We start from the raw sequence: 25,351 nt of genomic DNA, 5'->3' as shown, positions 1-25,351 counted from the left end.
TGACGTGTCAGACGAGCGCAACACCGACGACCGCCGAGACGGCGAGCGGTACGACTTCCAGGCGATCCAGGAGAAGTGGCTTCCCGTCTGGGACGAGCTGAAGCCCTTCGCAGCAGGCGATCCTGCCGACAAACGTCCGCGCAAGTACGTGCTCGACATGTTCCCGTACCCCTCGGGCGACCTGCACATGGGTCACGCCGAGGCGTTCGGCTTCGGCGACATCGTCGCGCGGTACTGGCGTCACCAGGGCTTCAACGTCCTGCACCCGATCGGCTGGGACTCGTTCGGTCTCCCCGCCGAGAACGCGGCCATCCAGCGCGGTGTCGACCCGCGCGAGTGGACCTACGCGAACATCGCGCAGCAGAAGGCCAGCTTCCGCCAGTACGGCCCCTCGTTCGACTGGGACCGCGAGCTGCACACGAGCGACCCCGAGTACTACCGGTGGAACCAGTGGCTGTTCCTCCAGCTGTTCGAGAAGGGCCTCGCGTACCGCAAGGCGAGTCCCGTCAACTGGTGCCCGAACGACCAGACCGTGCTCGCGAACGAGCAGGTCGTCGACGGACACTGCGAGCGCTGCGGCGCCGAGGTGACGAAGAAGAAACTCACCCAGTGGTACTTCCGCATCACCGACTACGCGGACCGCCTGATCGACGACCTCAACCAGCTCGAGGGCACCTGGCCGGCCAAGGTCCTCAGCATGCAGCGGAACTGGATCGGTCGATCCAACGGTGCGGACGTCTCGTTCTCCATCGAGGGTCGTGCCGAGCCGGTCTCCGTGTACACGACCCGCCCCGACACGCTGTACGGCGTGACGTTCATGGTCGTGGCGCCCGACTCGGAGCTCGCAGCCGAGCTCGTCGCCGACACCTCCGACGACGTCAAGGGGCGCTTCCAGGCCTACCTCGACAGCGTCAAGGGTGAGAGCGAGATCGCGCGGCTCGCGACCGACCGTCAGAAGACCGGCGTCTTCCTCGAGCGCTACGCGATCAACCCGCTGAGTGGCGAGCGCCTGCCGATCTGGGCGGCCGACTACGTCCTGGCCGACTATGGTCACGGGGCGATCATGGCGGTCCCCGCGCACGACCAGCGCGACCTCGACTTCGCGCGGGCGTTCGACCTGCCCGTGCGCGTCGTGGTGGACACCACCCAGCCCGTCACCGGTGCCATCCCGATCATCGTCGACGGTGAGCTGCCGGAGGACCTCCCGTCGATCGATCCCGCCAAGACGGGTGTCGCGCTGACGGGCGACGGTCGCCTGACGAACTCCGGCCCCTTCGACGGCCTGAGCAAGGCGAACGCGATCCCGAAGGTCACGGCTGCGCTCGCATCGAGCGGCCTCGGCGCGAAGACGAAGAACTACCGCCTCCGCGACTGGCTCATCTCGCGACAGCGCTACTGGGGCACGCCGATCCCGATCATCCACTGCGACGCCTGTGGTGAGGTGCCGGTCCCCGAGGACCAGCTCCCCGTGCGACTGCCGGACGCCGCGGGTCTCGACCTGCGTCCGAAGGGCATGAGCCCGCTCGCAGCGGCTGAGGACTGGATCAACGTGGACTGCCCGTCGTGCGGGAAGCCTGCGAAGCGCGACTCCGACACGATGGACACCTTCGTCGACAGCTCGTGGTACTTCCTCCGGTTCCTGAACCCGACCTCCGACGAGATCGCGTTCGACCCGAAGGAGGCCGACAAGTGGGCCCCGGTCGACCAGTACGTCGGCGGTGTCGAGCACGCGATCCTGCACCTGCTCTACTCGCGGTTCATCACGAAGGTCCTGTTCGACCTCGGCAAGGTCGGCTTCACCGAGCCCTTCAGCGCGCTCCTCAACCAGGGCATGGTCATCCTCGACGGTTCGAAGATGAGCAAGAGCAAGGGCAACCTGGTGGAGTTCGCCCAGGAGCTGCGATCGTACGGCGCCGATGCTCTGCGCGTCACGATGGCGTTCGCCGGTCCGCCGGAGGACGACATCGACTGGGCGGACGTCTCGCCGGCCGGTTCGGCCAAGTTCCTGGCTCGCGCCTGGCGGGTCGCGCACGACGTCACCAGCTCGCCCGACGTCGCCTGGAAGGACGGCGACGAGAAGCTGCGGAAGGTCACGCATCATTTCCTCGCGGAGGCTCCCGGGCTCATCGAGGCGGGCAAGTTCAACGTCGTCGTGGCACGGCTCATGGAGCTCGTCAACGCGACGCGGAAGGCGATCGACGCCGGGCCCGGCGCGGGCGACCCCGCCGTGCGTGAGTCCGCTGAGGTGACGGCCATGGCGCTCGACCTCTTCGCGCCGTTCACCGCCGAGGACATGTGGGCCAAGCTCGGCTACCAGCCGTCGATCTCGCTGGTGCCGTGGCGGAAGGCCGACCGGTCGCTGTTGGTCGAGGACCAGGTGACCGCGGTGGTGCAGGTCGACGGCAAGGTCCGCGACCGGCTCGAGGTGTCGCCGAAGATCTCCGGCGAGGAACTTGAGCAGCTCGCACGCGCGAGTGCGGCTGTGCAGCGTTCCGTGGGCGACCGCGAGATCGTCAACGTCGTGGTGCGTGCGCCGCGCGTGGTGAGCATCGCCACGAAGGGCTGATGCGGTTCGGGGCGGGCCCTGCGGCCCGTCCCGAACACGCGCGTAGCGCTCGGGCACGATCATCCGAGTCTGACTCCGTGTCCCATCCGACGGCAGGGTGTTCTCGGATCGCGTCCCGCCCGGTTGCCTGTGCTTCCTCGGTAGCATGACGGGGTGCCCGCTCTCGCCCCATCAGTACGAACGCTCCGCGTCTTCCAGATCCTGTGGGTGATCGGCTTCCTGATCGGAACGACCACGCACACCGCGGATCTGATCCTCGGCGGGTTGGACGTCTACGGCGGCTTCCCGCCCGGCGTCCGGCTGTTCTGGGTGACGCTCACGGTCTTGGACCCCATCACCGCTGTGCTGATCATCCTTCGACGGCGCGCCGGCATCGTGCTCGGAATCACGGTGATCGTCGCCGACATCGCCGTGAACTGGACCGTCTTCGTTCTGCTCGGCGGACTCTCGTGGTTCGGCGTCATCAATCAGAGCCTGTTCGCGGTGCTCATCCTCGCCACGGCTCGCCCCTTGTGGATCTGGTTCGGGCGATCTTCGACACGAGAGCGGGCCGACGCGGGCAGAGCGGTCTGACCGCCCTCGGTCGGAAGACGACCGGTCAACGCCGAGGCGGTCGGCGAGCTGGCTGAATCCTGCATCCCAGGCGAATGCGCTCCACAGGGGCGGTCGCGGTGCGTTCGGTGCCCGCGGCGGCGGTGAGCGTGTGGTTCGGGGCGTCCGGGCTCGTAGCGTTCGAGGATGACCATCGAACCGGAACCCATGTCCCACCCGGTGCCGTCCAGTCGTTCGGCCACACGCCGCCTGCTGCGTGAGCTACCGCGCCCAGAGTTCCGTGCCGGGGCGGTCGTCGTACTGGTGATCGCGGCCCTCGTCGTCGCCATCCTCATCTCGCTGTTCACCTCAGGCGGGGCGGTCAGAACGATCGGAGGGGCGGAGCTGTCGGCTGACGCGAGCCCCGTGCCCGCCGCGACACCGGGATCGACCGCGCCCGCCGGCTCGGCGACGGGGGAGCTGTTCATCCATGTCCTCGGAGCCGTCGCGGCCCCTGGTGTCTACCGGCTGCCGGACGGATCACGTGCGTTCGATGCGGTAGCGTCCGCCGGCGGCCTCCTACCGGAAGCGGACACCGGTGCCGTGAACCTCGCACGGTTCGTGAACGACGGCGAGCAACTGTACGTCCCAGTGGTCGGCGAGGTGCCACCTGGCGGAGGCGCGAACGGGTCGGCTGCCGGGAGTCCGTCCGGCTCGCAGCTCGTCAACGTGAACACGGCATCCGCGGCCGAACTCACCGCACTCCCGCGGATCGGAGAGGCCCTGGCCGCACGCATCGTCGCCTGGCGGGAGGCGAACGGACCGTTCGCCACCCTCGACGACCTGAGCGCGGTCGAAGGCATCGGCGCGAAGACCCTCGAGGGGCTTCGCGCGGCGGCGACGGTGTGACCGCAGACGCGGCCACCGGACCGACATCCGGGCGAGGTGAGAGCGCGATGCGGTTCCCGCGCCTGCTCATCCCGGCGGCGGTCTCCTGGGTCGGTGCGGCCGTCTGCAGCGCGGCTCCAACGCTGGCCTGGGGTGGGGTACTGGTCGCTTTCCTCGTCGCCTCCGCCTGCCTCGGGTGCAGCACGGTCGTCCGGCGTCGCCGTGCGGAGTATCGCCCGGGGGAGCGTCGGACAGGGTCTGTCGTCATCACGACACTCCTGCTGTGCGCGTGCGCCGCGGCGCTGTTCGGCATGGTCGCGGCCTCGATCGCCGCACGCGCGCCTGACCGGCAGCCGGAGGCGCTGCAAGCGCTCGGAAACGCTCCAGTGGATGCCGAGGTCGTGGTGACCGGCGACGCCGTGCCCACCGGTTCGGTCACGACGGGATCCGGCATCCGCTTCGCTGCCGACCTCGTGACGGCCAGTGGAGACCACAGCATCCTGGAGCACCTCTCGGTCCCGGTCCTCGTGTTCGCGCCGGTGCCGGCGGATCGGGCGCCGAGGATCGGCGAGCGCTGGCGCGTCGACGGCTCGCTCCGATGGAACGCGCCGGGTGATGCGCGGGCAGCGCTGCTCTTCGCACGGGAGGAACCCGAGCTGCTGGGGGAGCCGCCGGCGATCCTCGACTGGTCGGCGTCGCTCCGTTCCGGCCTCGTCGGGCTCGCGTCCACCTTGCCCGGCCCGGGTGGGGAACTGCTGCCCGGCCTCGCGATCGGCGATGTGAGTCAGGTGAGTGACGCGGTCACGGAGTCGATGCAGCGCAGTTCACTCTCGCATCTGACGGCCGTGTCCGGAGCGAACTGTGCGGTCATCGTGTGGCTCGTCAGCACCGCGGTCGCGGCACTCGGCGGTGGGCGGAAGCTCAGGATCGCCTGTGCCCTGCTGTGCCTCGTCGCCTTCGTGGTCCTCGTGACGCCCCAACCGAGCGTGCAGCGGGCGGCACTCATGGCTGCCTTCGTCCTGGTGATGGGCGGCTTCGGGCGGCCGATCCGTGGCCTCGCCGCGCTGTCATTGGCGGTGGTCGTGCTCCTCGTCGCCGACCCCTGGCTGGCCGGGCAGTACGGGTTCGGGCTCTCGGTGCTCGCCACCAGTGGTCTGCTACTCCTGAGCGGACCCCTCACGGACCTGCTGGGCAGGTGGCTCCCGCGGGGGATCGCGGCCCTCATCGCGATCCCGGCAGCCGCCCAGCTCGCCTGCCAGCCGATGCTCGTCCTCCTCGACCCCGCGATCCAGCTCGGCGGTGTCCCCGCGAACCTGCTCGCGGGTCCGGCCGCCGCGCCCGCGACCATGCTCGGGCTGCTCGCCTGCCTGCTGGTCCCGTTCGCACCACCACTCGCATTGCTCGTCGCGTGGCTCGGGTGGGTGCCGGCGACCTGGATCGCCGCGGTGGCCCGGTGGTTCGAGGGCGTCCCTGCTGCGCGGGTGCCGTGGCCGGAGGGGCCGCTGGGCGTCGTGCTCGTCACCGTGCCGACCGTCTTGACCACCACGCTCCTGCTGTTCCGTCGGGACCTGCCCCCGAGGTGGTCGAGGACGATCGGGGTGGCGGTTGTCGTGGCGCTCGTGGCACTGTGCGGTCGGGCGGTCGGGGACGGACTCGGCCCGGCCCTGCATCGGCCGGGCGACTGGATCGTCGCCGCCTGCGACGTCGGTCAGGGAGACGCGGTCCTCCTGCGACAGGGCGGCGCCACCGCACTCGTCGATGTCGGGCCCGACCCCGAACCGCTCCGCGCGTGCTTGGACGAACTCGGGGTCTCACGCATCGAGCTGCTCGTCCTCACCCATTACGACCTCGACCACGTCGGAGGCCTCGACGCGGTCGTCGGTAGGGTCGACGAGGTGCTGCTCGGGCCGGTCGACGACCCGGAGGACGAGCGCATCGCCCGAGTGCTCCGAGCGGCCGGTGCCGAGGTGCGGCAGGCCGGCGCCGGGGACCAAGGGGTGCTGGGGGAGCCGGAGAGCGCGGCGCCGTGGCGCGTCCTGTGGCCGGACCCCGCGGCAGGCGGCGTCGAACCGGGGAACGACGCGAGCGTGGTCGTTAGATTCGACCTCCTCGCCGCATCGGTGCTGCTGCTCGGCGACCTCGGTGAGGAAGCACAGGACCGGCTGCTTGGACGGCATGCGCTCGGGGACGCGGTCGACATCGTCAAGGTGTCGCATCACGGTTCCGCCGATCAGAGCGACCGCCTGGCGCGCCGGGTGGGCGCGACGGTTGCGCTCGTCTCCGTCGGGGCCGGCAACGGCTACGGGCACCCGACGCGCTCAGCGCTCGAGCTGTACGAGGCCACCGGGGCCGAGGTCCTCCGCACGGACGAGTCGGGGACCATCGTCCTCGGCCCGGGCGACGGCGGCGGGTTCCGCGTGTGGTCGGAGCGCGGCGGGCGACCGGCCCGCCTGGCGTCGGCGGTCGCCGGTAGACTCGGACGGTCGAGAGGAGCCGCTGTGGCTGCACCACGTTCCGCCGGTCGCGGCAAGGCCAAGACGGCGGCCAAAGCCTCGGCGGCGATCCCGCAGCTCGGCTGGTCGGAGATCCGCCCGGCGCCGATCGTGTTGGTGTCCGGCACGGAGTCCTTCCTCGCCGACCGGGCGATCCGCCGGCTGCGCGACTTCCTCGTCTCCGAAGACCCCTCGCTCGAGGTCAACGACGTCGCCGCCGACAGTTACGCCCCGGGGGAGCTGCTCACGGTCGCGAGCCCGTCGCTCTTCGGCGAGCCCCGGCTCGTCCGCGTCAGCCAGGTCGAGAAGTGCTCCGACCAGTTCCTCACCGAAGCCATCCGGTATCTCGAAGCACCGCCGGAGGGCGCCTACCTCGTGCTGCGGCACAACGGAGGCGTGCGCGGCAAGAAGTTGCTCGACGCCATCCGCTCAGGCACCGGTGGCGGTGTCGAGATTGTCTGTACCGAACTCAAGCGGGACAGCGACAAAGCCGACTTCGCCGCGGCTGAGTTCAAGACGGCGGGTCGTCGCATCACGCCCCAGGCGCTCCGGGCACTCGTCGGAGCCTTCTCTGACGACCTCGCTGAGCTCGCTGCCGCGTGCAGTCAGCTCATGGCCGACGCGTCCGAGGAGATCACCGAGCAGACGGTCAACAAGTATTACGGCGGTCGACTCGAGACGAGCGCGTTCGACGTCGCCGACGCCGCGATCGCCGGACGACACGGGGAAGCGCTGCTCGCCCTGCGGCAGGCGCTCGACTCCGGTGCCGACCCAGTGCCGATCGTCGCCGCGTTCGCGATGAAGATCCGCACGATGGCCAAGGTGTCGTCGGCGCGTGGCGGGTCCGGGCAGATCGCGCAGCAGTTCGGCCTCGCACCGTGGCAGGTCGACCGCGCCCGTCGGGACCTGTCCGGTTGGACGGACGCCGGCATCGGCCGCGTGGTGCAAATGCTCGCAGAGACCGACGCCGGCGTGAAGGGCGCGAGCCGCGACCCGGTGTTCGCACTCGAGCGGCTCGTCGGCGTCATCGCGGCACGCGGGGTCGATCTGTCGGAGCGGTAGCCCGTCGAGCTGGCCGTGGCGGCGGGCGGGATGCCCTTCGACAAGCTCAGGGACCCGTTTGCGCTCAGGGACCCGTTTGCGCTCAGGGACCGCGGTGTGCTCAGGGAACGGAATGCCCCGGGAACGCGAAAGGCCCCGCACGTTCCGAGGAACGCCGGGGCCTTGCAGCTGGTGTCGCTTAGAGCGCGTTGACCTGCTTGGCGATGGCCGACTTGCGGTTCGCTGCCTGGTTCTCGTGGATGACGCCCTTGCTCACGGCCTTGTCGAGCTTCTTCGAGGCGAGCTTGAGTGCGGACTCAGCCTGAGCCTTGTCGCCGGCGACGACCGCCTCACGGGTTGCGCGGATGGCGGTCTTCAGCTGGCTCTTGACGGCCTTGTTGCGCTCGTTGGCCTTCTTGTTGGTGCCGATGCGCTTGATCTGCGACTTGATGTTTGCCACGTTGGGTCAACTTTCGGTTCGAGGAAATGATGTTCGGTGCCGTCGGACGGAAGAGGGCGTCTTCAAGCGAGTTCTCGTGTGGTCTCAACTCACACGCAAGCCAACAGGCAACATTACCAGTCGGGCTGAGTTCTGGCAATCCAGGGTACCGCAGCACGGGTGCTCCCCGCCGTGGGACAATGAGGGTTGCCCGATTCCACCCCTGACCCCGAGGAACGCGTGAGCCCCCAAGCAGTGAAGGCCCTCGAGCCGGCATCGACCGACCCGGCGTTCATCCGGAACTTCTGCATCATCGCCCACATCGACCACGGCAAGTCGACCCTGGCGGACCGCATGTTGCAGATCACCGGCGTCGTCTCGGACCGCGACATGCGGGCGCAGTACCTCGACCGCATGGACATCGAGCGCGAGCGCGGCATCACCATCAAGAGCCAGGCCGTGCGCATGCCGTGGTCGCTCAACGGTGAGACCTTCGCGCTCAACATGATCGACACCCCCGGGCACGTCGACTTCACCTACGAGGTCTCGCGGTCGCTCGCCGCCTGCGAGGGCGCGATCCTCCTCGTCGACGCCGCACAGGGCATCGAGGCGCAGACACTCGCGAACCTCTACCTCGCCCTCGAGAACGACCTCGAGATCATCCCGGTGCTCAACAAGATCGACCTCCCGGCGGCAGACCCCGACAAGTACGCGAAGGAGCTCGCGAGCCTCATCGGCGGCAAGCCCGAAGACGTCCTGCGGGTGTCCGGCAAGACCGGTATGGGTGTCGAGGAACTCCTCGACCGCGTCGTCGGCCGCATCCCGAACCCGGTGGGCGACCCGGACGCACCCACGCGTGCCATGATCTTCGACTCCGTCTACGACACCTACCGTGGCGTCGTCACCTACGTCCGCATGATCGACGGCCAGCTGAGTCCGCGTGAGCGCATCCAGATGATGTCGACGCGCGCGGTGCACGACCTCCTCGAGATCGGCGTCAGCTCGCCGGAACCGACGCCCACGAAGGGCCTCGGCGTCGGTGAGGTGGGCTACCTCATCACGGGCGTGAAGGACGTCCGGCAGTCGAAGGTCGGCGACACCGTCACGACCGCGGTGAAGCCGGCGACCGACGCCCTCCCGGGCTACACCGACCCGAAGCCGATGGTCTTCTCCGGTCTGTATCCGATCGACGGCAGCGACTACCCGATCCTCCGCGACGCGCTCGACAAGCTGAAGCTCTCCGACGCCTCGCTCAACTACGAGCCGGAGACCTCCGTCGCCCTCGGCTTCGGGTTCCGTGTCGGCTTCCTCGGCCTGCTCCACCTCGAGATCGTGACCGAGCGGTTGCAGCGCGAGTTCGACCTCGACCTCATCGCCACCGCCCCGTCGGTCACCTACGAGGTGAAGACGGAGGACAAGCAGGTCGTCACCGTCACGAACCCCAGCGAGTTCCCCTCCGGCAAGATCCTCGAGGTGTCTGAGCCGATGGTCAAGGTGGGCATCCTCGCCCCCAAGGACTACGTCGGCACCATCATGGAGCTCTGCCAGAGCCGCCGCGGCGCCCTGCTCGGCATGGAGTACCTCGGCGAGGACCGCGTCGAACTGCGGTACACGATGCCGCTCGGTGAGATCGTGTTCGACTTCTTCGACCACCTGAAGAGCCGCACACAGGGGTACGCGTCGCTCGACTACGAGCCCTCCGGCCAGCAGGCCGCGGATCTCGTGAAGGTCGACATCCTCCTGCAGGGCGACCAGGTCGACGCGTTCAGCGCCATCGTCCACCGCGAGAAGGCGTACGCCTACGGTGTGCTCATGACCGAGCGGCTGAAGAAGCTCATCCCGCGCCAGCAGTTCGAGGTGCCGATCCAGGCCGCCATCGGTGCGCGGATCATCGCCCGCGAGTCGGTCCGTGCCATGCGCAAGGACGTCCTGGCCAAGTGCTACGGCGGTGACATCACCCGCAAGCGCAAGCTCCTCGAGAAGCAGAAGGAGGGCAAGAAGCGGATGAAGATGGTCGGCAAGGTCGAGGTGCCTCAGGAAGCGTTCATCGCAGCGCTCTCCGGGGACGTGGAGTCTAGTAAGACCACCAAGAACTGAGGTAGAGCAAATGGCTCAGAATGAAACCGAAGTGGTCCAGGATGGATCCACTGAGTGGGACCCGGACCTCGAGTTCTACGCGACGGGACAGGCATTCACGCGCGCCATGGACGCACTACGAGAGGTGCATTCGGGGCTGAGTGATGGAGCTGGACTCATGGATGCTCCCGAGCAGGCCATGGCCTCACCGAAAGTGCTTCGGACCCTCGATCAGGACAGCTCTAATCGGCTCCGAGTGGTCCTGAAATCAATCTTTGCTACCGGCGATGTAACCCGCGACGGCTTCCTGCACCGCCTGTACGAAGCTATCGAAGACGAACCGTGGGGATCCCGTGTGTTTCTCGGCTTCTCCGAGATGGTGACGAGACACAAGAGGTCTCCGATCTTCCATGCAGCCATGTTGACGTCAACGGTTAGCAGGTTTGAAGCACATCTTGCAATGCTCGCCTCTGACTTTTTTCACACGGCCCCAGCGTCTCTGAATCAGGTGTCGCGAGAAGAAGCGAAAGAATTCTCGCTGGCCGATCTGCAAAACCTCGGATCTGTTGATGCCGCGATTCAGGCGGCTATTGAGTCACGCATCAACAAGCTGCAATTCGGGAGTATTAGCGACTGGAAGGGATTCTTCAAGGATAAGTTGAAGGTCGATTTGTCATTGCTCTGCGATTGGGACGAGGTCCGGGAGATATATGAACGGCGGAACTGTGTGGTACATCACAACGGTGTGGCATCACAACGCTACGTCGCTGCCGTGTCAAATGGGATCACCGTCGGCGACATTCTCGAGGTTGATGCAGCGTATACGTCCCGGGCAGTTGTTGTCCTAGAAGCACTCGGCACTCTACTGCTCGCGGCGGTCTGGCGGAAGCTTGGCGCAGATGCCGATGGCCCGAACATGTTTCTGAACCGCGTTGCGTACGATGCGATGTTAGCTGAGCGCTGGCAATACTCCCAAGTGTTGAATGAGAATATACTTGCAAATGCTCGTGACGAGTCCGAGAAGCACGTTGCGCAGGTGAACGTCTGGCTCACATTGAAGAACATTCACGGGCTGGAGTATATTCGTGCAGATGTTGAGGGGTGGGATCTTTCCGCTTCAAATGATCGTTACCTCCTAGCGCAAGCAGCTCTCCTAAATGAGCTGGACGCATGCTTCAGGTACATCGATGCGCTTCTTGAACGCGAGGACCTGACGGCTGAGGATTTGGCGACTTGGCCGCTTCTAAAGGACGTTAGAAGTGACGCACGAAGTGAAAAGTATGGCGATCTGATTCGAAGGTATATCGAGGAAGATGTACTCGACGATCCATCTCTCACTACCCAGAGTGACTCTAAGTCGGAGGTTGCTCCGACCGACAGCTCCCACCCATCCGAAGGGCCCGAGGAAGTATTGAAGACATCAGACGACATCGTGGGAGATTCATCGCCTCAAATCTCCGGTGACGTGGAGACGAAGGACAAGAAGTGAACGCACGACGCAGTTCGTTCGAGGATGAGGCGGTCGACTACGCGGCCGTCGGCGCCACCCAGCGGACCGACCTCATGCAGTACCCGCCGGAGGGCTACGTGCCGTCGGAGGACGAATTCCGCCTCGGGAGCGGTGAGGAGCGGTTCGCCCTCGCGAGCAGCGCCCTCCTCACCTGGGGACTGCACCGCTCGAGCGGCGTGGAGATCTCCGAGGTGCACCCCGGCACGGGCGTGCAGTACGGCGGCATCGCCTTCGCCGAGGACGGTACGCCGCTGGAACCCATCGAGACGCACCAAGAGCAGCGCTTCGCCGAGGACGGCACGCCGTTCATCACGCCGGGCACGACGGTCGTCTTCGCCGGCACAGTCGGCGGGGAACCGCTCGTCGGGCCGCATCGCGTCATCTCCGTCACCGAGGAGCCGGGTCACGTGAGCCTGGCCATCGGCACGATGGAGGGCGATCCGGAGAGCGGTGAGCAGTCCTTCACGATCGAGCAGCGCGAGGACGACTCCGTCTGGATCGTCGTGCGCTCGTTCTTCCGCCCGACGAAGGGTGCCGCGAAGCTCGTCGGCTCCAAGCGCCGCCGCAAGACCATGAACGACGCCTACCTCCGCGCACTCCTGCCGTCGCGCGGCGTCTGAGCGACGGACCGTGCCGAGCGCCCTCCCACTCGCCGATCCGGCCCCGTCCGACGGACTCCTCCCGGAGACGGCGGCCGTCGGTGCCCACGAACGCAACTTCGGGGTCTACCTGCACGTCCCGTTCTGCCGGGTCAGATGCGGCTACTGCGACTTCAACACCTACACGGCGACCGAGCTCCGAGGCGCGAAGCAATCGGACTACGCCGACGAGGCGGTCGCGGAACTCCGCTTCGGCAAGTCCGTCCTGGCGTCGTCGACCGTCCCCGACCGACCGGTATCGACCGTGTTCTTCGGTGGCGGGACACCGACCCTCCTTCCCGCTGACGACCTGGTCCGGATGCTCCGTGGCGTGACGGACAACTTCGACCTCGCGCCCGGCGCCGAAGTGACGACCGAGGCGAACCCCGACTCCGTCGACGCCGCCTATCTCCGCACGCTCGCCGAAGCCGGATTCACCCGGGTGTCCTTCGGGATGCAGTCCGCGGTGCCGAGTGTGCTCGCCACCCTCGAGCGCACGCACGATCCGGCTCGGGTGCCGCTCGTCGTGCAGTGGGCCCGCGAGGCCGGCCTCGGCGTCAGCCTGGACCTCATCTACGGGACGCCGGGGGAGACCCTGGCCGACTGGCGCGTCTCACTCGAGACGGCGATCGCCTGCGCTCCGGACCACGTGTCGGCCTATTCGCTCATCGTCGAACCCGGGACGAAACTCGCGCGCCAGATCCGCTCGGGCGTGGTGGGGACCCCCGACGAAGACCTGCAGGCCGACATGTACGAGCTCGCCGACGATCTCCTTACCGAGGCCGGCTACGGCTGGTACGAGGTCAGCAACTGGGCGACGGACGACACGCACCGCTCCCGGCACAACCTCTCCTACTGGACCGGCGAGGACTGGTGGGGTGTCGGCCCGGGCTCGCACAGTCACGTCGGCGGGGTGCGCTGGTGGAACGTCAAGCACCCGGCGGCCTACGCCCAGCGGATCGCGGCGGGGGAGTCGCCGGCCGCCGGCCGGGAGACCCTGGACGACGAGACGCGGGAACTCGAACGCATCCTGCTGCTCACCCGCACGCGGGACGGCATCCCGATCCGGACGCTCGCCCCCGAGGCTCGCACGGCGGTGGCCGGGCTCATCGCCGAGGAACTGGTCGACGCACGGCAGGCCCTGCTCGGACGGCTGGAGCTCACGCGCCGCGGACGGCTCCTCGCCGACGCGGTCGTCCGCCGTCTGGTCGGCGACTGACCCTGCCCGAGGCGCAGAACAGCCCCGCCCGGCGGACCGGACGGGGCTGTTCTCGTGCGACTCGACGGATCAGGCCTTGATGAACTGGATCGTGAGCGGGTAGCTGTACAGCTCGCCCTTGTTCGCCTTGATCGCGGCGATGATGCTGAACACGATCACGACGACGTACACGGCGATGATGATGAACAGACCCACGACGACGATCGTCAGGATCGAGCCGACCACCAGCGCGATCAGCATCGTCAGCTGGAAGTTCAGCGCGGTGAGCGTGTGCGCCTTGATGAACGGGCCGCGGTCCTTGAGGACCAGGTAGCCGATCAGCGGCGGGATGAATCCGAAGAAGATCCCACCGATGTGGATGAGCGTCGACCAGAGCTTCTCGTCCGACGGGCTCATGGGCTGAGCGGCGGCGTACGGCTGCTGGTACTGCGGGGCGCCTGCGGGCGGCGGCGGGTAGGAGCCTGCAGCGGGCGGCGGCGGCGCGTAGCCGCCGGCGGGCGGGGGCGGGTAGGCGCCTGCGGGCGGCTGCTGCGGAGCTGCGGGAGGGGGCGTCGCGCCGTCTCCTGCAGGCGGAACCGACCCGCCCTTCGCTGGGTCGACGGGCGGCTGAGCGTTCGGATCGGACATCTTCGCACCTTTCACGGAGAGTGATATTCAATTGGTCCAGCTGAGCGTATCGCACCAGGTGTTGCTCATCAGGGACCCACGCCTGCGGCCAACGGTATTCCCGCGGCACGGGGCCGCGCAAGGGACGGCCGCGCGGAGGCCACGATATGATTGGCAGTCAGGGTCTTCGAGTGCTGATGGTCGGCGCTCCGAGGTGGATGACGGGAGGAGATCGAGATGGTGTCGGATCGCGGTCTCGAAGTGCTCCGCGTCATCGTGCAGGACTACGTCGCCTCGCGCGAGCCCGTCGGTTCCAAGACGATCGTCGACCGCCACTCCTTCGGGGTCTCCGCAGCCACCATCCGCAACGACATGGCGCAGCTCGAGGACGAAGAGCTCATCGCAGCTCCCCACACCTCTTCCGGCCGGGTGCCCACCGACAAGGGTTACCGGATGTTCGTCGACCACCTGGCCGATCGCCGTCCGCTGAACAACGCCCAACGGACGGCGATCGAGACCTTCCTCGGCGCGTCCGGCGACCTCGACGAGGTCCTGCACCGCACGGTGCGGCTGCTCTCGCAGCTGACGAACCAGGTCGCGCTCGTCCAGTACCCGATGTTCTCCCGGGCACGCGTCCGGCATCTCGAGTTGGTGAGCGTCACCCCGAACCGTGTGCTCGCGGTCATCATCCTCGACAACGGCCGCGTCGAGCAGCGGCTCATCGAGACGGAGAGCCCGGTCGACGACGACCTCATCTCGCGGCTCCGCTCGCTGTGCAACGAGGCGGTCGCGGGCCGTCCACTCCTCGACGCCCACGACGCGATCGGCGACGTCCCCGCCGATATCGCCGACCTCGATCGCGCGGCGGCCGTCCGCATCGTCGACGCGGTGCGCGAGCAGCTGTCGGCGCAGCGCCAGGACCGCCTCGTCATGGCCGGTGCCGCCAACCTCGCCCGTACTGAAGACGACTTCCCCGGCAGCATCTATCCGGTCCTGGACGCCATCGAGCAGCAGGTCGTGCTGCTTCGGCTCTTCGGTGAGATGGAGTCCGAACGCGACAGCGTGGTCGCCAGCATCGGGCGGGAGAACGCGTCGTTCGGCCTCGAGACCACGAGTGTCCTCGCCGGGAACTACCGTTCCTCTGGTGGCGAAATCGCCCGGCTCGGCGTCCTCGGCCCCACGAGAATGGACTACGCGAGCAACATGGCTGCGGTCCGCGCCGTCGCCAGGTACCTCTCGCGCATCCTCGACGCCGAGTGACGCATCCTCGTCGCGTCCCCCAACACCTTCCGCACCTCGAACGAAAGGCCCTCAGTGGCTGACTACCCCGACCACTACGCAGCACTCGGTGTCGCCAAGGAGGCGACGCCCGAAGAGATCAAGAAGGCGTACCGCCGCCTCGCACGCGAACTGCACCCCGACGTGAACCCGGGTTCCGACGCCTCGGAACGGTTCAAGGAGGTCACGCACGCCTACGACGTGCTGAGCGACCCCAAGCAGCGCCAGCAGTACGACCTCGGTCCGCAGGCTGGTGGGTTCGGTGGCGGCGACGCCGGGTTCGGCGGCTTCGGCGACATCTTCGACACCTTCTTCGGCGGTGGCGGCCAGCAGCGCGGACCCAAGTCCCGTCGCGCACGCGGGGAGGACGCCCTGTTGCGCGTCGAGCTCGACCTCGACGAGGTCATCTTCGGCACCCACCGCGACCTCGAGGTCGACACCGCCGTGCTCTGCAGCACCTGCAACGGCTCCTGCTGCCAGCCCGGCACCTCACCGGTGACCTGCGACATCTGTCACGGCACCGGCTCCATCCAGCGGGCCGTCCGCTCGCTGCTCGGCAACGTCATGACGTCGGCGCCCTGCGGCACCTGCCGCGGCTACGGCACGATCATCGCGACCCCGTGCGTCACCTGCCAGGGTCAGGGTCGGCTCCGTGCCCGCCGCACCGTCTCGGTCGACATCCCGGCCGGCGTCGACACCGGTCTGCGTCTGCAGATGCCGGGGAGCGGCGAGGTCGGCCCGGCCGGCGGCCCGAACGGCGACCTCTACCTCGAGATGAAGGTCAAGCACCACGACGTCTTCAGCCGCGACGGCGACGACCTGTTGTGCACGCTCGAAGTCCCGATGACCGACGCCATCCTCGGCCGCCAGGTCACCGTCCACGCGCTCGACGGCGACGTCGAGGTCGAGCTGCGGCCGGGCGTGCAGAGCTCCGAGGTCATCACGGTCAAGGACCGCGGTGTCACCCGTCTCCGCGGGAACAGCCGGGGCGACCTCAAGATCGGCGTCCAGGTCGTCACGCCGACGAAGCTCGACCACCGCGAACGCGAGCTGATCAAGAGCTTCGCCTCAGGACGACGCCAGGGTGCTCCGGCGCTCGCGCAGTTCCAGCAGGGCCTGTTCGCGAAGATCCGCGACCGCTTCCACGGCGTCGGTTGAGATGAGTTCGTTGTACCTCCGTGAGGATCTCGAATCGACCGGTGTCGGCGACTCGGTGACCCTCCGCGGGCCCGAGGCGAAACACGCCGTCGCCGTGAGTCGGCTGCGGGTCGGCGAGACGACGTCGATCGGCAACGGCCGGGGCCTGATCGCGACCGGACCGGTCGTGCGCAGCGAGCCGGGGGAGTTGGAGATCCGCGTCGAATCGGTCGTGGTGCATCCGGAGAACCGTCCCGGGCTTGTCCTCGTGCAGGCGCTGGCCAAGGGTGATCGCGACGAACTCGCCATCCAGGCGGCGACCGAGCTGGGTGTCGACCGGATCGTCCCGTGGGGCGCCGAGCGCAGCATCTCGAGATGGCAGGGCGACAAAGCGGTCAAGGGCCGTGCGCGCTGGCAGCTCATCGTGCGGGAGGCGTCGAAGCAGTCGATCCGCGCACGGGTCCCCGAGGTGGCCGAGGTCGTCGACACCCGCGGACTCGCGTCGATCGTCGCCGGCCGGACCGTCCTCGTGCTCGAACCCAGCGCGGCACTCGCTCTCTCGGAGCTCGACCCGTCGGCCCTGCTCGCCGAGGAACTTGTGCTCGTCGTCGGTCCGGAGGGCGGCATCTCGCCGGCGGAGCGGGAGCGGCTCCAAGCGGCCGGCGCCGTCGAGGTCCGGATCGGCTCGGGCGTCCTGCGCACCTCGACGGCAGGGCCTGCGGCGATCGCCGCGCTCAACGTGCTGCTCGGTCGGTGGTGACGATCCACCAGCCCGCGCATGAGGCCGCCACGAACCTTAGACTGGTGGACATGAGTGAAGCACCGTCGGTATTCAGCCGCATCGTGTCGGGGGAGATCCCGACGACCCTCCTCGCCGAGACCGATCGGGTGATCGCGTTCGCCGACATCGCACCGCAGGCGCCCGTGCACCTCCTCGTCGTCCCGAAGACCGCCGAGTACCGCAATGTCGTGGAGTTGGCCGCTGGCGACCCCTCCTTGCTCGCTGAGATGGTCGAGGTGGCGTCGTCGCTTGCGAAGGAGCACACGGGTGGCGAGTTCCGACTCGTCTTCAACACCGGCGAGTCCGCCGGGCAGACGGTCTTCCACGTGCACGCGCATGTCCTCGGCGGTTCCCTGCAGGAGGGCACCCTTGGCGGAGCCTGAGTCCTCGAACCCCGACCGCTCCGCCGCTGCGCGGACGGAGGAGGTCGAGCACGTCCTCCTGGTGGACGGGCTCGCCATGGTCCGTCTCCTCGGCCCACAGGACCGCCTCCTGACGACCGTCGAGCGCGAACACCCCGGTGTCTCGGTGCACGTGCGCGGCAATGAGATCACCATCACCGGCCCGGCGCCGCAGGCCGACGCCGCCAGACGACTCGTAGAGGAACTCATCACCATGGTCCGAGAAGGACACGACCCGGGGCCGGCGGAGGTCAGCACCTCCGCCCGCATGCTCGGGCAGGACGGCTCGGCCTCCCCGTCGGAGGTGCTCGGGCAGGTCATCCTCACCTCGCGTGGGAAGACGATCAAGGCGAAGACCGCCGGGCAGCGGGCGTACGTCGACGCGATCGACGAGAACACGATCGTGTTCGGCATCGGCCCGGCCGGTACCGGCAAGACCTACCTCGCGATGGCGAAGGCCGTGCAGGCCTTGCAGCGCAAGGAGGTCAACCGGATCATCCTGACGCGCCCGGCCGTCGAGGCCGGTGAGCGACTCGGGTACCTCCCGGGCACGCTGACGGACAAGATCGACCCGTACCTGCGTCCGCTCTACGACGCGCTCAACGAGATGATGGACCCGGAGATCGTCCCGAAGCTGCTCGCGGCCGGCACGATCGAGGTCGCACCGCTCGCCTACATGCGTGGCCGGACCCTCAACGACTCGTTCATCGTCCTCGACGAAGCGCAGAACACGACCCCCGAGCAGATGAAGATGTTCCTCACCCGGCTCGGGTTCGGGTCCAAGATCGTCGTGACCGGCGACGTCACGCAGATCGACCTGCCGACCGGTGCGTCCGGCTTGCGACTCGTCACCCGCGTGCTCAAGGACGTCGACGACATCCACTTCGCCCACCTCACGAGCGAGGACGTCGTCCGCCACACCCTCGTCGGTCGGATCGTCGACGCCTACGGCGAGTACGACGCCGTCCGACAGGCGCAGCGGTTCGAGCGCGAGCAGGCCGCCGAGTTCGCCAACCGTGCCGAGCGTCGCGGCGCAGCCAGAGACCACCAGCCGAAGCGAGGACGCTCATGACCATCGAGATCAACAACGAGTCAGGCGTCGCCGTCGACGAATCGCGCATCCTCGCCCTGGCGTCGTTCGCGCTCGACGCGATGCACGTGAGCCCTGATGCCGAGCTCGCCATCGTCCTGGTCGACGAGGGCGCCATGGAGCAGTTGCACGTCCAGTGGATGGACGAGCCCGGACCGACGGACGTCCTGAGCTTCCCCATGGACGAGCTCCGTCCCGGCACCGAGGAGAATCCGACGCCGCCCGGGCTGCTCGGCGACATCGTGCTCTGCCCGCAGGTCGCCGAGACGCAGGCGGCCGCCGCGAAGCACTCGACGATGGACGAACTCCAGCTCCTCACCTGCCACGGTGTGCTCCACCTGCTCGGGTACGACCACGCGGAGCCCGATGAGGAGAAGGAGATGTTCGGCATCCAGCGGGACATCCTCCTCGCCTTCGCGCTCCAGGAGAGACGACGCAGCAGCTGATGTCCCTCGTCGCCGTCTTCGTCATCGTCGCGTTCCTGCTCGTCGCGTTCGCGGGTCTGATGGCCGCAGCCGACGCCGCGATCGGCGTCCAGTCGGGTGCGGACATCCTCGACCTGGCAGAGGGCGCCCGCTCGGGATCCGCGCTCCGCGCCATCGCAGCCGATCCGGGTGCGCACGTCAACGCGATCAACTTCATCCGGATCCTGGCCGAAACCACGGCCGCCGTCCTCGTCACGCTCGCACTGGCCTCGTCGATCGACGAGTTGTGGCTCGTCCTCGTCCTCGCGGTCGTCATCATGACCGGCACCTCCTTCGTGCTCGTCGGTGCGAGCCCTCGAGGCGTCGGACGGACCCACGCGAGCGGAGTACTGCGTTTCAGTGCCCCCGCCATCCGCGCCGCACGCGTGGTCCTCGGCCCGGTCGCGAACGTCCTCGTCTCCCTGGGCAACCGGGTGACCCCGGGGCTGCCCCGTTCGGTCTCCTTCACCTCGGAGGAGCAACTGCTGAGCATGGTCGACGAGGCCGCCGCGCACTCGGTCCTCGAAGAGGACGACCGCGAGCTCATCCACTCGATCTTCGAGTTCAACGAGACGCTCGTCCGCGAGGTGATGATCCCGCGCACCGACCTCGTGAGTCTGCAGCGCGATCTCAGCGTCCGCGAGGCGCTCGAGGTGTTCCTGGAGACGGGGATCTCGAGAGCGCCCGTCAGCGACGGCGACATCGACGACCTGGTCGGCATCCTGTACCTGAAGGACCTGGTGCGAGCGATGTTCGGTGGCGACGGCGTCACCGAGGTGGGCTCGATCGAGCCGCTCCTGCGGCCGGCGAGCTTCGTCCCCGAGTCCAAGAAGGCCGATTCGCTCCTGCAGCAGATGCAGAAGGAGTCCAACCACATCGCGATGGTCGTCGACGAATACGGCGGCATCTCGGGTCTCGTCACCCTCGAGGACCTCATCGAGGAACTCGTCGGCGACATCTCCGACGAGTACGACACCGACACCCCCGAGATCACCGACCTGCACGACGGACGGTTCCGGGTCGACGCCCGCCTGCCGGTCGACGAGCTGGGGGAGTTGTTCGGCCTCGAACTCGACGACGACGACGTCGACTCCGTCGGCGGCCTCCTGGCGAAGGCCCTCGGTCGGCTGCCCGTCGTCGGATCGACGGTGTCGACCAAGGGCCTCGAACTCACCGCCGAGCGCGTCGAGGGGCGGCGGGGACGCATCCTCACCGTCATCGCCCAGCGCGACGACCAGCTGCAGGACGCCCAGCAGGCGTCCAACGACCACCGGGAGCACCCATGAACGACACCACCCCTCCGTCCGACTTCCGAGCGGGGTTCGTGTCCTTCGTCGGGCGTCCGAACGTCGGCAAGTCCACGCTGACCAACGCCCTCGTCGGTGAGAAGGTCGCGATCACGAGCTCGAAGCCGCAGACCACGCGTCGCGCGATCCGCGGAGTCGTGCATCGCGACCACGGCCAACTCATCGTCGTCGACACCCCCGGCATCCACCGGCCGCGCACCCTGCTCGGCCAGCGGCTGAACGATCTCGTGCAGTCAACCCTCTCCGACGTCGACGTCATCGGGTTCTGCATCCCCGCCAACGAGAAGCTCGGGCCCGGCGACCGCTTCATCAACGAGTCGCTCGACGGCTTCCCGCGCGCCAAGAAGGTGGCGATCGTCACGAAGACCGACACCGCCAGCCGGACGACGATCGCCGAGCAGCTGCTCGCGATCTCGGAGCTCCGGGACTGGGACGCCGTCATCCCGCTGTCCGCGGTGACCGACGACCAGCTCGACATCCTCGTCACCGAGGTGACGAAGCTCATGCCGCTCTCGGAACGCCTCTACCCGGCCGAGGCCACCACGGACGAGACGGTCGTCGACCGCGTGTCGGAGCTCATCCGTGAAGCCGCACTCGAGGGCGTGCAGGACGAGCTGCCCCACTCGCTCGCCGTGACCATCGATGACATTATCCCGCGCGAGGGGACCGACCTGCTCGACATCTACGCGAACGTGTTCGTGGAGCGCGACAGCCAGAAGGCGATCATCATCGGGAAGGGCGGCTCCAGGCTCCGCGACGTCGGGGCCCGGGCCCGCGCCGGGATCGAGCCACTCGTCGGATCGAGGGTCTTCCTCTCCATCCGCGTCAAGGTCGCGAAGGATTGGCAGCGCGACCCGAAACTGCTCGGTCGCCTGGGATTCTGACCCGGATCCGGTCGACCGTCGGCGCCGTGGGCCCGCGCGGATCCGCGCGGGTGGTCTCCGTTACCTGAACGTGACTTGCATGTCTGCTTTGGGCCCGCTGTGGAACCCGTCATCTGGCCGACAGGCTCGCGAGCGCGCGGACATACTGGTCCTCGGGGTCGCGAGAAGGAGTCCGAGTGTTCGACTGGTTGCTGGCCATCAGGCTGGATCGTCCGGAGCTCCTCGTCTGGGTCGGCGGTGCCGCCGTCCTCCTGGCGATCATCCTGTTGACCGGGCGCCGATCGGTTCGCGGCTGGCTGACGATGCTGCTGGTGGCGAGCGGTGGGGCGCTCCTCGCCTATGCCACGGCCTGGTTGCTCGGTGACGTGCTCGACGTCTTCGGGATCGAACTGACGCCGGTCACCCGTGCGTGGGCGGCGGTCGGGTTCGCCGGTGCCGCCCTCGCGATCGCGGCGATCGTGCGGACCCGGGCGTGGCGGGTCATCGTGGCGAGCCTCGCCATCCCCGCCTTCCTGCTCATCGGGGCGATCGGCGTGAACCAGGACTTCGGTGAGTTCGCGACGGTGCGGGCGGCGTTGGGGATCAGTCCGTACCAGTCGTTCTCGGCCCTGCCTGCCGCCCGGGGGACGACCACGTCGTGGCAGCGACCCGCCGACCTGCCGAGCGGCGGGCGGGTCGAACACGTGGACATCCCGGCGACGACCTCCGGGTTCGCCCACCGGGACGCGCTCGTCTACCTGCCACCGGCCGCCCTGACCGCACACCCGCCGGCACTGCCGGTCATCGAAGCGTTCAGCGGTCAGCCGGGAGAGCCGGCCGACCTGTTCGCCTCGGCGGGCATCGCGGGGATCCTCGACCGCTTCGCCGCCTCGCATGCGGGTCTCGCTCCCATCGTGGTCGTGCCTGATCAGCTCGGCGATCCGGACCACAACCCGATGTGCGTCGACGGGCCGCTCGGCAACTCGGCGACGTACCTCACGGTCGACGTCCCCGCGTGGATCTCGGCGCACCTCCCGGTGTCCGCATCGCGGACAGACTGGTTCATCGCCGGGTTCTCGCAGGGCGGGACCTGTTCCATCCAGCTCGGCGCCGCGCACCCCGAACGCTACGGCGGCATCCTCGACATCTCGGGGGAGGTCGTCCCTTCCATCGGACCGACGACGATCGCACAGGGCTTCGGCGGGTCGGCGACGGCGTACGAGGCGGCGGCCCCCTCCGCGATCCTCGCCGCACACACCCCGTACGCGGACACCGTCGGCGTCTTCGGCTACGGCAGCGACGACAGCCGCTACGGTCCCGGCGTCCGGCGGGTCGCCGCGATGGCTTCGGCAGCCGGCATGCGGACGACGACCTTCGTCTCCGACGGGACGGCGCACGACTGGCACACCGTCCACACGGTGTTCGAGCGTGCGCTCCCCGTGATCGCCGCACGATTCGGGCTCGCCTGATGCGCGCGGGGAGGGCGACGCCCTTCGGTCGACTCGTGACCGGCGTGCTCCGGTCGGTGCCGATGAGCATCGGGATCACGGCGCTGGTGCTCGTGGTCAGTGCGTTCGTCTGGCGCACACCGCCGGCGGCGACCCCCAGCTGGCGGACGGCGATCCGTGAGGTGGCCGGCGTGGGGTACGAGCAGGTCGTGGTCGACGGACACTGGTGGGCGCTCCTGACCGGTGCTCTGGGAACCGACGGGGTGCTCGGGCTCCTCGCATTCCTGCTGATCGGTGTCCCCGCACTGGTGCTCGCCGAGCGACGGTTCGGCGCAGCCAAGACGCTCCTGGCGGTACTGGTGACCGCGGTCGTCGGGAACGCGCTCGCCATCGGGCTCCAACTCCTCGGCACGCTCGGCGGCGAGTTCTGGAGCGGCGAGGTCGCCCGCATCGTGGCATTCGACCCGGTGGCAGGCGCGCTCGGCGCCCTCGCCGCGTCGAGTGCGTTCCACGGGCCGCTCTGGCGTCGACGGATCCGCGCGTTCGTCGTCGTCGGTGCCTTGATCGTGCTGCTGTACTCGGGCCTTCCGCAGGATCTCGCACGACTGTTCGCAGCCCTGGTCGGCGTCCTGCTCGGGATCGTGCTCGCCGGGGTCACCCCGTCGGTGCGACGCGTGCGGAGCTCGCACCACGAGACCCGGGTGCTCCTGGCATCAGTCGTCGCGATGATGGGCGTCGGGCCGCTCATCACCTTCCTGTCCGGTCGGCACCTCGGTCCGCTCGCGCCGCTCGTGCTCCTGCTCGAACAGAACATCCCGGACGCCGGACGGGTCATCGGGCAATGCCGCACGGTCGGCGTGTCAGCACAGTGCCTGCGCGACCTCACGCTGGTGCGCGTCGACGGCTTCGGAGCGGTGCTCCTGTCGGTGGTCCCCATGATCGCCCTGCTCTTCGCAGCATGGGGCCTGCTCCGCGGCAGACGCTTCGCGGTCTGGTTCGCCACGGCGATCATGGTGTCCTTCGCCGTCCTGAGTGCGCTGTCGCTCGGGGCTGGGGTGCGACTCCACCCGACGGGACACCCCTCGTCGCTAATCGGTGCGGGGCACGGCGCGCAGCAGCGGTCCGTCGAGATCGCGATCGCGCTGTGGGCGGCGATCCTGCTCCCGCTCGTCGTGGCGGCGCTCCTGGTCGTGCTCCGTCGTGGGTTCCCCGTGCGGGCCACCCGGCGCAGTGCCTGGGGGTACCTCGCCCTGGTCGGCGCGTCGTGGGTCGTGCTCGCCGCGCTCTTCGTGGTGGTCGCACTGCTGCAGCCCGGAGGATTCTCGCCGAGGCCCGACGTGTGGGAGGTCCTCCGTGCGGCGCCGGAGCGTTTCGTCCCCGCCGCGTACCTGCGGAACGTCCTCCCGGGCTTCGTGCCGGTCGCCCCGCTCACCGGCGTGGTGTTCCACGCCGTCGGACCCGTGTGGTGGAGCATCATCCTGCTCGGCGCGGTCTGGCCGCTGAGCCGGGTCGCGAACGCCATCGCGCCGGCAGACGAGCGCCGCCTGCGCGAGCTCCTGGCCGAGGGCAGCGACTCCATCGGGCACATGGCCACCTGGCCGGGCAACCTCACCTGGTTCGACCCGGAGCGCAGCGCCGGCATCGCCTACCGGATCGTCGCCGGGGTCGCGGTCACGGCGGGCGGCTTCTTCGGGAGGGACCGGCACGAGCAGGGGGTACTCGAGCGGTTCATCGAGCACTGCGAGGACTCCGGCCTGACGGTGGCGTTGTACAGCGTGGACGAGGAGACCGCAGGAGCGCTCCACCGGATCGGTTGGCGCACCGTCCAGGTCGCCGAGGAGACGGTCCTGCACCCGCAGGGCTGGAGCATGGTCGGCAAGCGCTGGCAGGACATCAGATCCTCCGTCAACCGGGCCGACCGTGCGGGGATCACCGCCGTCTGGTCCACCTACGGGGCGCTCGGCGTCGGGCTGGCGGCGCAGATCGCCGAGATATCCGAGGAGTGGGTCGCCGAACGGAAGCTGCCCGAGATGGGGTTCACCCTCGGCGGGATCGACGAGCTCGTCGACGAGGAGGTCCGGCTCCTGCTCGCGGTCGACGAGCAAGGACGGCTGCACGGCGTCACGAGCTGGCTGCCGGTGCGGCGCGATGGTGAGCTGGTGGGTTGGACCCTCGACTTCATGCGACGTCGGACGGACGGTATGAACGGCGTCATGGAGTTCCTCATCGCCGAGGCCGCCGCGCGGTTCAAGGAGGACGGCATCGAGGAGATGAGCCTCTCAGGGGCTCCACTCGCGCGCTCGAAGAGCACCGAGCAGCCGGAGACGGACGGGATCGACCGGGTCCTGACCTACCTCGGGAACGTGCTCGAACCTGTCTACGGGTTCCGCTCGCTCCTCGCCTTCAAGGGGAAGTTCCAGCCGGAGGAGCGTCCGCTCGTCCTCGGCTACGCGGACCCGCTGACCCTGCCGGCGATCGGCATCGCGGTCGGGCGCGCATACCTCCCGGACGTGTCCGTGCGAGACCTCGCCTCGCTGGTCACCTGATCGGCCGCGCGGGGGAGTGCTATGCTGACG

At 68.5% G+C, this 25,351-nt stretch carries 20 protein-coding genes and 1 pseudogene; 19 read left to right on the top strand and 2 right to left on the bottom strand.

Annotated features, from left to right (window positions below; translation table 11 throughout):
* Positions 1-4 precede the first annotated feature (4 nt).
* The 5 genes and pseudogenes from leuS (at position 5) to holA (ending at position 7,539) form a co-directional block, all read left to right on the top strand.
* Positions 5-2,566: a leucine--tRNA ligase gene (gene leuS, locus ACQG07_RS00735; RefSeq protein WP_274499818.1), complete on the top strand. Its 2,562-nt coding sequence runs from the start codon at positions 5-7 to the stop codon at positions 2,564-2,566.
* A gap of 153 nt (positions 2,567-2,719) precedes the next feature.
* Positions 2,720-3,139: a hypothetical protein gene (locus ACQG07_RS00730; protein ID WP_274499819.1), complete on the top strand. Its 420-nt coding sequence runs from the start codon at positions 2,720-2,722 to the stop codon at positions 3,137-3,139.
* Between the two features lie 165 nt (positions 3,140-3,304).
* A complete protein-coding gene (locus ACQG07_RS00725) occupies positions 3,305-4,006 on the top strand; it encodes a ComEA family DNA-binding protein (RefSeq protein ID WP_274499820.1) in 702 nt (233 codons plus the stop codon).
* A 47-nt stretch (positions 4,007-4,053) separates the two neighbouring features.
* Positions 4,054-6,225: pseudogene (locus ACQG07_RS00720) on the top strand (ComEC/Rec2 family competence protein); the annotation flags it as partial.
* A gap of 258 nt (positions 6,226-6,483) precedes the next feature.
* Positions 6,484-7,539: a DNA polymerase III subunit delta gene (gene holA, locus ACQG07_RS00715; protein WP_071260815.1), complete on the top strand. Its 1,056-nt coding sequence runs from the start codon at positions 6,484-6,486 to the stop codon at positions 7,537-7,539.
* A 178-nt stretch (positions 7,540-7,717) separates the two neighbouring features.
* Here holA and rpsT read toward each other — a convergent pair whose 3' ends face one another.
* Entirely contained in the window at positions 7,718-7,978 is a 261-nt protein-coding gene (gene rpsT / locus ACQG07_RS00710) for a 30S ribosomal protein S20 (protein ID WP_064295571.1), read from the bottom strand.
* Positions 7,979-8,197: 219 nt separating this feature from the next.
* Between rpsT and lepA the strand changes: the two genes are divergently transcribed.
* From lepA to hemW, 4 genes are read left to right on the top strand one after another with little or no spacing between them, the layout of a single operon-like run.
* Positions 8,198-10,054 (top strand): translation elongation factor 4, encoded by a 1,857-nt coding sequence (gene lepA / locus ACQG07_RS00705; RefSeq protein WP_426736894.1) that lies wholly within the window; start codon positions 8,198-8,200, stop codon positions 10,052-10,054.
* 10 nt (positions 10,055-10,064) lie between these two features.
* On the top strand, positions 10,065-11,522 hold the full coding sequence (locus ACQG07_RS00700) for a hypothetical protein (protein ID WP_426736893.1): 1,458 nt from the start codon (positions 10,065-10,067) through the stop codon (positions 11,520-11,522).
* Positions 11,519-12,163, top strand: a complete 645-nt coding sequence (locus ACQG07_RS00695) for a DUF1990 family protein (RefSeq protein ID WP_229938518.1) — start codon at positions 11,519-11,521, stop codon at positions 12,161-12,163. The genes ACQG07_RS00700 and ACQG07_RS00695 overlap by 4 nt, the downstream gene beginning before the upstream one ends.
* A gap of 10 nt (positions 12,164-12,173) precedes the next feature.
* Complete coding sequence (hemW, locus tag ACQG07_RS00690) at positions 12,174-13,400, top strand: radical SAM family heme chaperone HemW (protein WP_064295568.1); 1,227 nt, start codon at positions 12,174-12,176, stop codon at positions 13,398-13,400.
* Positions 13,401-13,469: 69 nt separating this feature from the next.
* Here hemW and ACQG07_RS00685 read toward each other — a convergent pair whose 3' ends face one another.
* Positions 13,470-14,027 carry a DUF4870 domain-containing protein gene (locus ACQG07_RS00685; RefSeq protein ID WP_234993956.1) on the bottom strand — a complete coding sequence of 186 codons (558 nt, stop codon included), beginning with the start codon at positions 14,025-14,027 and terminating at the stop codon, positions 13,470-13,472.
* A 216-nt stretch (positions 14,028-14,243) separates the two neighbouring features.
* Here ACQG07_RS00685 and hrcA point away from each other — a divergent pair, with 216 nt between their 5' ends.
* The 10 genes from hrcA (at position 14,244) to ACQG07_RS00635 (ending at position 25,321) form a co-directional block, all read left to right on the top strand.
* Complete coding sequence (gene hrcA / locus ACQG07_RS00680; protein ID WP_085510717.1) at positions 14,244-15,266, top strand: heat-inducible transcriptional repressor HrcA; 1,023 nt, start codon at positions 14,244-14,246, stop codon at positions 15,264-15,266.
* A 54-nt stretch (positions 15,267-15,320) separates the two neighbouring features.
* Positions 15,321-16,442 carry a molecular chaperone DnaJ gene (gene dnaJ, locus ACQG07_RS00675; protein ID WP_064293629.1) on the top strand — a complete coding sequence of 374 codons (1,122 nt, stop codon included), beginning with the start codon at positions 15,321-15,323 and terminating at the stop codon, positions 16,440-16,442.
* A gap of 1 nt (position 16,443) precedes the next feature.
* Entirely contained in the window at positions 16,444-17,181 is a 738-nt protein-coding gene (locus tag ACQG07_RS00670) for a 16S rRNA (uracil(1498)-N(3))-methyltransferase (protein WP_426736892.1), read from the top strand.
* 50 nt (positions 17,182-17,231) lie between these two features.
* Entirely contained in the window at positions 17,232-17,585 is a 354-nt protein-coding gene (locus tag ACQG07_RS00665; protein ID WP_426736890.1) for an HIT domain-containing protein, read from the top strand.
* A 76-nt stretch (positions 17,586-17,661) separates the two neighbouring features.
* Positions 17,662-18,675: a PhoH family protein gene (locus ACQG07_RS00660; protein WP_426737327.1), complete on the top strand. Its 1,014-nt coding sequence runs from the start codon at positions 17,662-17,664 to the stop codon at positions 18,673-18,675.
* Complete coding sequence (gene ybeY, locus ACQG07_RS00655) at positions 18,672-19,139, top strand: rRNA maturation RNase YbeY (RefSeq protein ID WP_064293631.1); 468 nt, start codon at positions 18,672-18,674, stop codon at positions 19,137-19,139. Before ACQG07_RS00660 ends, ybeY begins: the two co-directional genes overlap by 4 nt.
* The gene (locus ACQG07_RS00650) at positions 19,139-20,443 is read left to right on the top strand and encodes a hemolysin family protein (RefSeq protein ID WP_426736888.1); all 1,305 of its coding nucleotides are present in this window, start codon (positions 19,139-19,141) and stop codon (positions 20,441-20,443) included. Before ybeY ends, ACQG07_RS00650 begins: the two co-directional genes overlap by 1 nt.
* On the top strand, positions 20,440-21,348 hold the full coding sequence (gene era, locus ACQG07_RS00645) for a GTPase Era (RefSeq protein ID WP_426736886.1): 909 nt from the start codon (positions 20,440-20,442) through the stop codon (positions 21,346-21,348). The genes ACQG07_RS00650 and era overlap by 4 nt, the downstream gene beginning before the upstream one ends.
* A gap of 176 nt (positions 21,349-21,524) precedes the next feature.
* Positions 21,525-22,796, top strand: coding sequence for an alpha/beta hydrolase (locus tag ACQG07_RS00640; RefSeq protein ID WP_426736885.1), 1,272 nt, complete (start codon positions 21,525-21,527; stop codon positions 22,794-22,796).
* Entirely contained in the window at positions 22,796-25,321 is a 2,526-nt protein-coding gene (locus ACQG07_RS00635; RefSeq protein WP_426736884.1) for a bifunctional lysylphosphatidylglycerol flippase/synthetase MprF, read from the top strand. The genes ACQG07_RS00640 and ACQG07_RS00635 overlap by 1 nt, the downstream gene beginning before the upstream one ends.
* Positions 25,322-25,351 lie beyond the last annotated feature (30 nt).

Origin of the sequence: Plantibacter sp. 2H11-2 (assembly GCF_050031945.1) — a bacterium.
GTDB classification, from domain to species: Bacteria; Actinomycetota; Actinomycetes; order Actinomycetales; family Microbacteriaceae; genus Plantibacter; species Plantibacter auratus.
The sequence above is the reverse complement of the archived record's forward strand: the minus strand, read 5'-3'. Positions and strand labels throughout refer to the sequence as shown.